We start from the raw sequence: 10,822 nt of genomic DNA on the forward strand, positions 1-10,822 counted from the left end.
ACCGTCAAGACGGGTTCGCTGGCCGCTTACGCTCTATCTCGGTGCAGTACCGGACTTTCCCGACCATCCGGTCGCGAACTGGCTGGCACTCGGCTTCGTACCGATGCCCGACGTTCTTGCACTCCCGCACCACTGAGCCGAATTGCTTCTTTTCTCTCCCCGGGGGCTATCCCTCGCGGACGGACTCCCTTTCACCCCTATCAGGGAACCATATGTCCACTTCCACCCTTACCCATATCGACAGCACCGTTGGCCAATCGGGCAGCACGGTCAAGTTTATCGACGCCACACCGACGTGGGCCGGTATCCTGCCGTCTATTCTCCATTTGCTCGAGGCCGGCAAGCCGAAAGGCATCGAAACCGCGCGAAGAGAGTTGGGCCGGATGGCGCAGGCCGCGGACCGTTCTAATGAGCGCGCGAGGTCTTCGGGGTATCTCACCGTCCAGGATCGCGTCGGCCACGCCTATATCGAGGCCATGCCAGATGACGGCAGTGAGCGGGTGCGTCGCGCCTTTGCCGCTGTCGTGGAAGAGTTGCGGCGATATGGCCTGCAAACTGCGAATGACGATCGCGCGGAGGCGCTGATCGGTGCCATCGCCCGCTACGTGCGGGACTGCGAGCAGGCCTGACCTAGCTCATGTATTGACCAGCTGCACTTGCGGCAAAGTACCTCAACCCAGCCGGGAGACTTCCCGGTGGGGGGGCTCCGGCAAATTTTTGCGAGAGACCATGTACAAAGAAATCATCGAGCGCTTTATCCAGGCTCAGAAAGACGCTCGCGCAGCCTATGCCGCAGCGGCAGCCTTTGAGCGAGAACAGCTACCAGGCCTTGAGTCTTACCAGTACGGCGTATCGGTGCCTGATAACATCGACACGCTGAAGGAGCTTCGCAAGTTCTGCTACAACCTCGCTGGCCTGGTCGTAAATCGCGCTCGCAGGGAGTTTGCGCCTCCAGGCGCCCGCCTGGAGCTCAGTGACGAGGAAGAGCGAGAGCACGCCGGCATCGATATCGCCGACGCGATTGACCGTGGCGCCGTTCCGGATCTTGATACCTTGTGGGCTTCGCTTTCGTCACGCTATGGAGCGGGTGGAGGCTTGGAACTTGCGTACCGGCAGGCGGCGCAATGCCTGATAAGGTCCTTCGGTCTCTCGCGGCGCCAGGAAGTGCAGCGCACTGCCTCTGCCGTCATCCTACGCAAGTCGGTGCACTCGGAGGGCGTCTACGGTCGCACCGGTGTCCGCAAAATCGGCGTCTCCGGCGGCCGGCAAACGGCCGTGCACTGTCTTGCTGCCCTTGAGACGTTCGCCGCCAAGGCGGGCGCCACCGACCTCGCCACGCGCCTCGAGCGCTTCGACGTATCAGGCCTGGAGTTCACATACCGCCAGAAGGAGAGGTTCCCCAGCATGGACCTCGTTTTCTTCAAGGACTATTGGGAATTCAAGTTCTCGCACGAACTGGCCGAGCAACTGATGCTCTTCATCGGCGAGTACGGTGCCAGCTTCATGGCCGAGCGCGACTAGTCGCACGGGCAACACCGCATCACCTCTCTCAACAACACCTAAGCCTTGGGGCACGCGCCCCGAGGGCCGTGCTCCGCTATCTGGAGCCTCGATGTACCAACATATTGTCAGGGCCTTCAAGGCCGCGCAGCACAGCAGTCGCACCGCATATCAACAGATCCTCGTGATGGAGGATCGCGTGTTCGGGAATGATGAGTGCACCGCGGTCAAGATGCCTCTTCCGCACGACGACCACAAGGCGCTGGTCGCACTGTACCGACGCCTGGTCACCAAGATCGTTGCCAAGGCCAGCGATTGCTTTGGGCCACCCAATGTGGCACTGGCCATCGACGAGACCAGCGTCCTCCTGGATGGCGAACACAATATCTGGCAAATGATCGAGTCCGGTGCCGAACCCGACCTGGACAATTTCTGGCGTCTGCTTGAAGCGAAGTATGGCCCGCAAGGCCAGAAGATTGCCTACGGGCAGGCGGTAGCGATACTGGAGCGCGCGTTTGGTCTGGACGAGAATTTCCTGATAAAGCGTACCGCCACGCAGGTCATTCTCCGCACGAAGATGGAGTCCTGCGAAGCGAAATTGGCTGGGCGGGAGCGCACCCTTTGCGACTGGTCTGAAAAGCCTGCCCGCGAGGTAATGGAGGCCATGATCGCGTTTGCCACATGGGCCGACTATGCGCCATTGGCCGCATGTCTCAGGCAATTCCCATTGTCTGAGACGTTTATCACGCCGCAGCGCCGCACCTTCCCCCACCTCGACATCATTAAGTACAACGCCCACTGGGAATTCCGCGTCTCGCACGAGGCTTGGGACCACCTGTGGCGATTTGTCGACCAATACACAGCCGTCGAAGGCTGACACCTTCTCTCAGCCATTCATCCATGCCCCGCTTAGTCGGGGCTTTTCTATTATTCGGAGGGCATCATGTCTCATTGGTATGAGCCGTTGCGCACGCTCGTTAGCCTGGGGTCCCAGGCCGACAAGATCGCAAACATGGGCGAGCTTCACGCTGCCCGCCAGCGGCATCTCTCGCAGTTCTTTACTCCCGACGCGATCGCACACTTGATGTGGGGCGTCATCGCGGACTGGAACCCTGGCCGCAAGGTATCGATCCTCGACAACTCGGTCGGCTCGGCCCGGCTGCTTCAGTTCGCTGACCCGGCGCGGCATCGCATCTTCGGCGTCGACGTGCATGGTCCAACAATTGAGGCGGTCCAGAGCGCTATCGAGGCCGCGGGGTTCGAGGGCGAGTTCCGACAAGCCGGGATGGAGGAGATCCAGCCCGCACGGTTCGATGTGTGCCTGCTGAACCCGCCATTCTCCATTCATCTGGAGTCGCCGCATCTCAAGCCTTACGGCATGACCGGCTGGGGACGCTTCGGCCCCAATACGAGCGCTCTTAGCCACGAATATGCGCTGGAGCAAGCACTCGACGCCGCGCAAGTGGTTGTGGCACTGCTTCCGCTCACGTTCGTTCAGAAATTTGACGTGACGCTCGTGAACTGGAACGATCCCTACGCCGAGCTAGCACGCCGCTTGCTGGGGGTGTTCGAACTGCCGGGCAATGCCTTCCGGGAGGAGGGGGCGGAGGTGCGCACCGCTATAGCCGTTTTTGGTCGGTATCGCTCCCATCGCACCGCTGTCGTGAGGGAAAATCTCCGCTCGCTGGACACGGTATTGCCGCCACTCGGTCTGAACGTAGACGATCGCGTGTCCGGTGAGACCAGGCTCAATCACCAGTTGCTTGATGACGATGGGCCCGCGATCATCCGCCCTGTAACCTCGCAGAAACGGGTACGCATTTCCAACGATGGGCGTCGCATCGTCCTCGGTTTCGATTGCGGGTTCACGGAGGCAATGGTCCTGAACCGGATTCTGGATCGCCGGATCGTGCCACTGGAGGGGCAGCGGTTGCCGAAAGGGTTTCGCTACGCTGGCCAGGGTCGCCTCGACATTGAGGCGTATCTTGCCCAGCCGAATCCGATCGCCGCGCTCGACGGCCTTCTGCAGATGATTCGCGCCGCCGGCGGGGAACCGGAGCTTGCACCGGGATTCCTCGCCCATCTTGGCAACAGGATACGGCGCAGCGCCCGCCAGGCGACGCCGCTTCGCCACGACGCGTGGGTAACCGGCGCAGCCTCCGCTGAGAAGTTGGAAGGCACGGCTCGCAAGACCTTCTGCGTAGACCGGACCCGCTGGGGCAGCCCGGTGGTGAAAGCTGGCGAGACGGTGGAGTTTCACCGTGACGCCGGCGGCCGCTATACCTATGAACGCGGCGGCAACCAGTACACGGTGTCGCTCGATGAGCTCAACAGCCTGGTGGTGGTGGCTCATGATGGGGAAGGCTGGGAGACGGTGCATGAAGGCCTTGTCCGCCGGTATCCAGATCAGGCGGCGACATTACGCGCGCGCATCAAGGCGCTCGGCATTGATCGTTGGTTGGACTGGGAATTCCAGCAAGATGACCTGGTAGAACTGCTGCTCAAGCCGAATGGTGCGGTTGTCGCCTGGGAGCAAGGGTGCGGAAAGTCTCGACTGGCCGTGGCCCTGATCCTGCTATCCGGGGTGAAGCACGGTTTGATCGTTGTTGAGTCCCGTCTGATCGATGAGATGCAGAAGGAAATGGCCAAGCTGCAGATCCCCAATGATGCCGTGCATGTCATTGACTCTGCCGCCAGCCTGGGAAACCTTTCGCGGATCAACTTGATCTCCTACGAGCGCCTGCGCATGCCCGTCAGTCCGCGGGACTCCAGGCGGGTGACATTTGCCCATCGGTTGCGCCGGCGTATCGGTCTGTTGATCGCCGACGAGGGGGAGCGTCTTGCCAATCCAACGAGCGACCAGAGTCGGGCGCTTTGGCAGCTCTCGGCTCGGCGCCGCTATGTCCTGACCGGCAGCCCAATCCCGAACTATCCGCGCGATGTATTCGGGTTGATCGCCTTCACGGGCGGGGACGGCACCGCGGCGCAGCCTTACGGCTACAAACGCGGCTATCTGGAAGCGAACTGGCTGGCGACGGTGCAGCATGCCGTGCGGGGGATTGACCGGTTCCGCGACGACTTCGTCGTGCTCGAATGGGTGACCTGGCAATTCGCGGAGAGCCTGCAGGACGGGGCGAAGCGGGAAGTGCCCAAGATCGGCAACCTGCCACAGTATCGGCAGATGCTGGCGCCGCACGTCAAGCGAAGGCTGGTCTGCGAGCCGGAGGTGTCTCGCTATATCCAGATTGAGCCGCCGGCAACGGAGGTGATCGAGACGGATTGGGACCCGGCACACCTTTCGTTGTACCTCAAGGCAGCCGACGAATTCGCCGACTGGTACCGGACAACGCGTGGGGAGGGGCGGACCAACAACCTGCTGACTATCCTGGCGCGTATTCGCGCTGTGCACTTCGCCGCCAACTATCCGCAGCATGGGATGGAGGGCATCGGCATGTTGGGGCAGCTAACCAGCAAGCAGCGCGCGGTCATTGACCGAATGGAGGAGATCGCGGAGGAGGGCAAGAAAGCAATCCTGTTTGCCGAGAATCCCGGGGTCATCGAGCTGATTGCTGGCGAACTGGCCAAGCGTGGTGTCGAGACGGTGCCGTTCCACGGCAACATCCCGATCCGCAAGCGCGTGGCCGACAAGGACAAGCGCTTCGTTGGCGGCAACGCCACGGGTCTGCTCTGCACCAAGGCGTCCGGCCGGGCTGGCTACAACCTGCCGATGGCCGATTATGTGCTTTTCTATGACCGGTCGTGGACGTGGCGAATCGAGTATCAGGCGATGCGACGCGCACTGCGTTGGGACCGCAAGGGCGTGCTGAAGGTCCTGTACTTTCACTTGCCTGGCAGCGTCGACATCTATCAGGACCAGATGGTGGCACACAAGCGGGACGCGATGCAGGCCGGATTGGATTGGGCGACCCCCGAATTGGACGACGCTTCGTTCTTGCACATGGATACCGTGCTGGACAATTTTGTTGAGGACCTTGCATTGTTGCGTGGCCGCAAGCCGCACGACATGCGCGAACTGCTCAAGGAGGCTGCATGAAAGTGAGTGAATGCGCCATCTCCGTTGGAGACGGCATTGTGACGGTGAAGCGCAAGGGAACGCGCCGGCTGACCGTGGCCAGGGTTCTGGGCACGGTGGACGCCGATGGCATGGAGGTGTTGTGCCTGGATAGACTGGTCCACAACCATTACGAGTCAGAAATGGATGGTTGGCACGTGGCAGGTGCCGTGACGACGCTGCTGTCGCGCCCAATCGGGCCTGTTCCGGCGAAAGCTCACTAAATTCGTTGTCTTACGGGGCGCATGAGCGTCATCAGCGACCTTAAAATGAAATCAGTAGCGCGACCCCGCTACTGCCCCAAGCTCTGTACTCAGCCCTCCATCCCCGGAGGGCCTTTTTTTTTGTTCATCGCCGATCTACGGGGGGGTGTAACAAGGGCGGCACAGAACTGCGTGGCGGTATAGTTTGCGTAGGCCCACGGATGCTGTCGGGCCATGAGCAGTCATAGTCGGCACTGGCATTCCCATTGTCCCAATAGCCAATTTCCCCTACCGAAGCCGACCTTAAGCCCGAAGGGCACTCAGGCCGCCGTTGGCCTTTGTCAGTCTCCCTGCCGTTGGCTATGCGCGGCCCCATATGACAGCGACCGGCTATGAGGAACAAGACGTACACAGCTCATCATCTTTGCTTAGCGACAGGACCTGAAATGAATCGAACGGACCGCAAGCCTAGCTTGCGGTCCGACTGCCCACTGGAAGGGGCCGTGTCGGCTATCAAGCAGCTATCAGGTGGAGATCAATAGAAACCCTCCTCTTCCTGCCTCTTCGCCCGCGCGATACTGGCATCGAGCGTGCGGCGCGTTTCCCTCGCCCAAAGGGAAAGCTGTGGAAGTCTATGGTGGTACCAAGTCTCAAGCGGTTCGAAGTAGGCCTCTAGGTAGGGGATCAATGAACCTGACCAAGAACCGACATGGAGTCGATCGTTGAGCGCCTCGCGAAACGCAGCATGCTCACCGTACCGTGCAGCAAGGCTTTCCATGGCCGGGTGCCAAACGGTTTTTCCAGCGCCGTCCTTTCTGAATAACGGATAGAACGTGCAGAGAAACGGCGCGCGAGCCGGTGCATCGGTGTCCGCCCATTCGAAGCACGCTTGCTCCGGAATGCCGAACAAGGGACCTGCCCCGCTATCGCCTTCTCCGTCGCGACGAAAGCCGCGCCTCGAATAACCAACCAGACGCGTCAGGCGGTACCGCTCGGACGGAGTAGCGCGCTCGACAAATCGGGTGATTACCTCCCACAGAGCGAGCGGTTGTTCGGCAACTACGAGCCCTATAATCTTTCGGGCTGGATCGTCGAGAGCACCGAAAACAACCCCGTCGCCGACCTGGCAGAGACGGACAAACTGCTCGCCCAACGCTGCCACGAAGCTACCGTCAAGCCCGGTGTGTACGTGAATCGACCGGACTAAGCTTTCGAAAAGGTAACCGTCCTGATTAGAGCGCCTGACTTCCCGGAGAAGTGTCGGTGATACGAGCAGACGTTTCACGCGGTCGGCCAGACTAGTATCGAGGGCACCCCGTCCGCGCTGGTACATCGTGATGATTTCAAGGGCAGACCAAGCACCTGCCCCTTCGTGGTTGGCCGCCAGTTCGTCGATTAAAAGAAGGACCTCATTGACGTTCAGGTGCGCGAGCCCTTGCCCGTATGACAGATGTACGCAGTCAGCGGCACGCAAGGTGCCCGTCTTGACGCTATCCACGATCTCCCTGAGACGCTCCGCAGAGATTTTCACAGCCGTGCGGATATCGATTGCCTTGGGTTTCAGCGCCTCGGAGGCCAGCGCCAAGTTTACGCACGCGTCTGCAACGCTGCTGTCCCGGTCGTCGATGCCTCCGAGCAAGCCTCGAAGGAACCCGATCCCTCGCAGATCGTCCGAATCGCTGATCAGATCGACCGCGAGCTTGGAAGTTGCCAGCGGGTCGGGAATATTCCTGGCCAGTTCGTAGGCGAAGGGGTAGGCATTGTTGAGCTTCTGAAGCACCATTTCGCGCACTGCTCGCACGACCAGCTGCTGGTTCGACGCGATCAACACAGCCACTTCCTTCGCCTTTCTCGACGAGTATTCGAAGTCCAGGGTTGTATCGTCAATTCGGTCGTAATAAAGATCAGGATCGTGCAGTTCGCTCGACCAGAATTTTGTGTAGAGAAGGGCGAGATGAACCGGGTCGGTAGGCATCAATTTTTCATACAATGCCCTCACTCGTTTCTGGAATTCCTCCGGATGGTCCTTGCGATCAAAGTAGAGCCACTGCCCGACCGCTTCGATCCCTTCGAGCCATATTCCCTGCCTCTGCGCGATGCTACAAACTGCTGACTCAATTTCAGCGGCGAGGGGCTCGCAGAGCATTCCCCGCAGGTTGGTGGCGAGAACTTCTTCGCAGCGGCTTTCGACGGACTTGTGCGCGGCGCGAATCCGCTCGAGCGCCGCGAGGCCTCGGCGATGGAAATCGAACACCTCCTCCCAGCTCTTGGCGTGCCAATCCCGCAAGGGCGGTTGGCTGCCAATTTCCTCTGCGCCTCCAGTTCGGGAGAAATGCAGATTGCTAAGACTCATCGCGAGCGCTTCGATGCACACAGCAATGATTCGCTGGTCGCCAGATATGACACCATCGTCGATGACAGCGAACCTCTCCGCAGGTTCTGCCTCAGTGCCGCTGAGTTCCAACTGGAGCAGCTGCTTGAACTGCCCTGTCGCGTTGTTACTCCAACTCTCAGTCTCGACTGCGGCGAGACGCATTAGGAGACGAGCCGCTACGCGGAAGGATTGGCGGCGAAAGGCAAGACTTTCGAGGACCCAAACAAGATTGCGCCGTCCTCCCTTGACCTCCCGAAGCTCGTCGAGCGGCAGTTCGCCGAAGACTCGCTGGACGGTTGCTGCGGCGGTGTCCGGCACGACGTGCGACAAAGCGTGCAGGCATTGGGCACCGAACTCTGAACTTAAGGCCTCTAGCGACCCGAAGCGTCCTTCGCGCCCCAGTAGCCTCTCGGCCACCACTACAGCGGTGCGCGTCAGATCGAAATACCGCCACTGCCGCAGAAAGGAGAGAACAAGCTCGTGTGGGGCCGCCTCGATAAACTGCAGGATGGTTTCTGCGCGCAACAGGTCGATCCTTCTGGCGCCGAGGAAGGCAGCGATAGGATGTGGCTGGGCGAGGAAGAATCGGCCTCGGCGGTCGACCAGATGATGCTTCGATGCAGCGGACAAATGCTCATACATCTCGTCGCCAGACTGCCTCGCTAGCCGTTCTGCGACAAGATCGAGTTGCCGGGCTACCTCCCCCTCCGCCCCCACGCGCTCAAACAATGCCAGGCATTCGATGGCGCGCAACTGGTCCCGGTCACCAAGACCGCAGCCCTCCACGACCCGCTCAACAACGTCTTCTATGGACCTAAGTGCCGGCAGGCCGCCCGAGTGGTTGTCCGTGGCGAGGACAGCGATTCGTGGGAATCCCCCACACAGATTCTTGAGGTACGAAATTGTTGTGTCGTCGGCTTGCCTCGCCCTTTCCCGGATGATGCCTTCAACGAGCGCATCGTCGCTTCGCGTTACGGAAATGTTGAGAACATTCTCCGCTGCAATCACGCGATCGTCGATATCGATAGTGATCAGTCGGAGTCGACTATGTGAGCCGGATAGGATGCTGGCAAGAGCGGCTGCTGATTCACGCGGGCACTCATCTACAACTACTAGCGCTGGCGCTCCGCTATTGGCCATGGCCTCAACAACTTGGTGAAGGCGTTCTTGTCCAATGCTCCGAAAGTCGCAGTAGATCGCAGACACCCCTGCTATGGCTCTTTCTACGGTGGCCCGGTCGCGGAATAGCTCGTACACGAAGCGAGACTTGCCGATGCCAGAAGGACCGATAACTCGAACACTTCGTTTCGGCTCGGCGATGTGATTGAAGATTCGCTCCCTTGCTTGATGCGAATTCAGCTCATCGCCAGTGTGACGCGTGCCGTTACCGCTTTCGCTAATAGCATACCGAGGGGCCGCATCGTTGACGAGTCCGATCGCGGCGATATCGGTGCGCCTTCCCCAGCCATCAATCGTTTGGAATCCGCCCAAGGGGAAGCCGGTCTGCTCTTCATTCAGCCAAACCGCGACAGCCGCATGTTGTCCAGCCCATGCAGCGATCCGGTTGGCATCGTAAATATCGATGGATGCCAAATCGTCCGGATTCCCACCGGCCTCCTGAATGCCCTCCCTGATTCCAGCGAGCCGCCGACTGAGCTTATTGCCAGCGATCGCTGTCGAAGTAAATCCGATGTAAGCACCGCGGCCGGCGATTGCGGACGCCACGGCATCATTCAACTGCCGCGGCGCGCCATCTCTCTGTGAGGCCTTTGTCCATACCTCCTTCTTCCAGCCGGATGGGCCGGGGTCCGTCGCTTTGGACTGAAATACATTCAAACGGCAAGGAAAATAATCGGTGTCATTGTTTCCGGCACTCCAGTGCACCCGAGCATCCTCTCCACCATCTGCGATCGTGATCTGCAGAGGCACCGAGACGCTGCGGAGGCTGATCCCTGCGTCTTGCGCTTCGGCATGGAGCAGCTTTCGCAACAGTTCGACTAGCTGCATGCTATCCAGGCGCTCAACTTGGGAGGGCGAGATATTGAAGATCATTTTTACGTTGTGGCTGGTTATCGCAGGTTTCTTTCCCAAACGACGAAGTTGGATTAATGGAAACAGTCGCACTCTTCCTGCAGAGTCGTGCAAAGAAGGACATCTTTGGGAAGAATCGCGAGATTTCCGGGTGACACGCGCCCCTCTCTCAACCATGCCGGCGCCTACGTAGAGCGTGCTTCGAAGACGTGCGACCGGACAATGGCATTTTTGTGGCTTTGCGCCCATGTTACCGGACAAGGCCTATTCGCACTGCAGCGGGCTGGCCGACCTGGCAGTTTTCGCGTATTTCTGGGAAACGGCTGCAACCCGATCCCAAGCAGCCGTCATCAAACCTGAACAGGTCATCAGGTGGCTTCGGGTCCGATTTGAGCCATCTGGCCTTGACCACGACGTGGCCAGGCAACATACCCAGCAGGATCACCCGGTCTGTGTAACCCTCCCACGGGAATCGGTTAAGAACCTTTTTTTTTTGCGCCGCGGGCCTCGCAACCCAGAAACGGGGAAGAGAATATCCGCGCAACTGTCGCCAGGATTGGCTTGCCGCTGATGCCAGAGGGATCTGGCGCGCGCCTTGATGTTGCGGTATGCTTTCGGCACCTACCGCGTCTCTGACGCATC

General features: G+C 59.9%; 7 protein-coding genes. 5 read left to right on the plus strand and 2 right to left on the minus strand.

From position 1 onward, the window contains the following. Positions 1-212: 212 nt before the first annotated feature. The 5 genes from CF70_RS31875 to CF70_RS31895 all read left to right on the plus strand — a co-directional run bounded on the left by CF70_RS31875 (position 213) and on the right by CF70_RS31895 (position 5,796). Positions 213-629: a hypothetical protein gene (locus CF70_RS31875; protein WP_035875356.1), complete on the plus strand. Its 417-nt coding sequence runs from the start codon at positions 213-215 to the stop codon at positions 627-629. Between the two features lie 100 nt (positions 630-729). Then, positions 730-1,521, plus strand: a complete 792-nt coding sequence (locus CF70_RS31880; RefSeq protein ID WP_035875359.1) for a hypothetical protein — start codon at positions 730-732, stop codon at positions 1,519-1,521. Positions 1,522-1,612: 91 nt separating this feature from the next. After that, positions 1,613-2,377, plus strand: a complete 765-nt coding sequence (locus CF70_RS31885; protein ID WP_035875362.1) for a hypothetical protein — start codon at positions 1,613-1,615, stop codon at positions 2,375-2,377. A 66-nt stretch (positions 2,378-2,443) separates the two neighbouring features. Further along, the gene (locus CF70_RS31890) at positions 2,444-5,554 is read left to right on the plus strand and encodes a DEAD/DEAH box helicase (RefSeq protein WP_035875366.1); all 3,111 of its coding nucleotides are present in this window, start codon (positions 2,444-2,446) and stop codon (positions 5,552-5,554) included. Next, entirely contained in the window at positions 5,551-5,796 is a 246-nt protein-coding gene (locus CF70_RS31895; protein WP_035875370.1) for a hypothetical protein, read from the plus strand. Before CF70_RS31890 ends, CF70_RS31895 begins: the two co-directional genes overlap by 4 nt. 514 nt (positions 5,797-6,310) lie before the next feature. Here CF70_RS31895 and CF70_RS31900 read toward each other — a convergent pair. Both CF70_RS31900 and CF70_RS38520 read right to left on the minus strand, forming a co-directional pair. Continuing rightward, on the minus strand, positions 6,311-10,201 hold the full coding sequence (locus tag CF70_RS31900; RefSeq protein WP_035875373.1) for a hypothetical protein: 3,891 nt from the start codon (positions 10,199-10,201) through the stop codon (positions 6,311-6,313). A 229-nt stretch (positions 10,202-10,430) separates the two neighbouring features. Beyond that, positions 10,431-10,822: hypothetical protein (locus CF70_RS38520; protein ID WP_235185296.1), on the minus strand; the 392-nt coding region annotated here is incomplete at its 5' end.

Source organism: Cupriavidus sp. SK-3 (genome assembly GCF_000611145.1).
In the GTDB taxonomy this organism is placed as follows: Bacteria; Pseudomonadota; Gammaproteobacteria; order Burkholderiales; family Burkholderiaceae; genus Cupriavidus.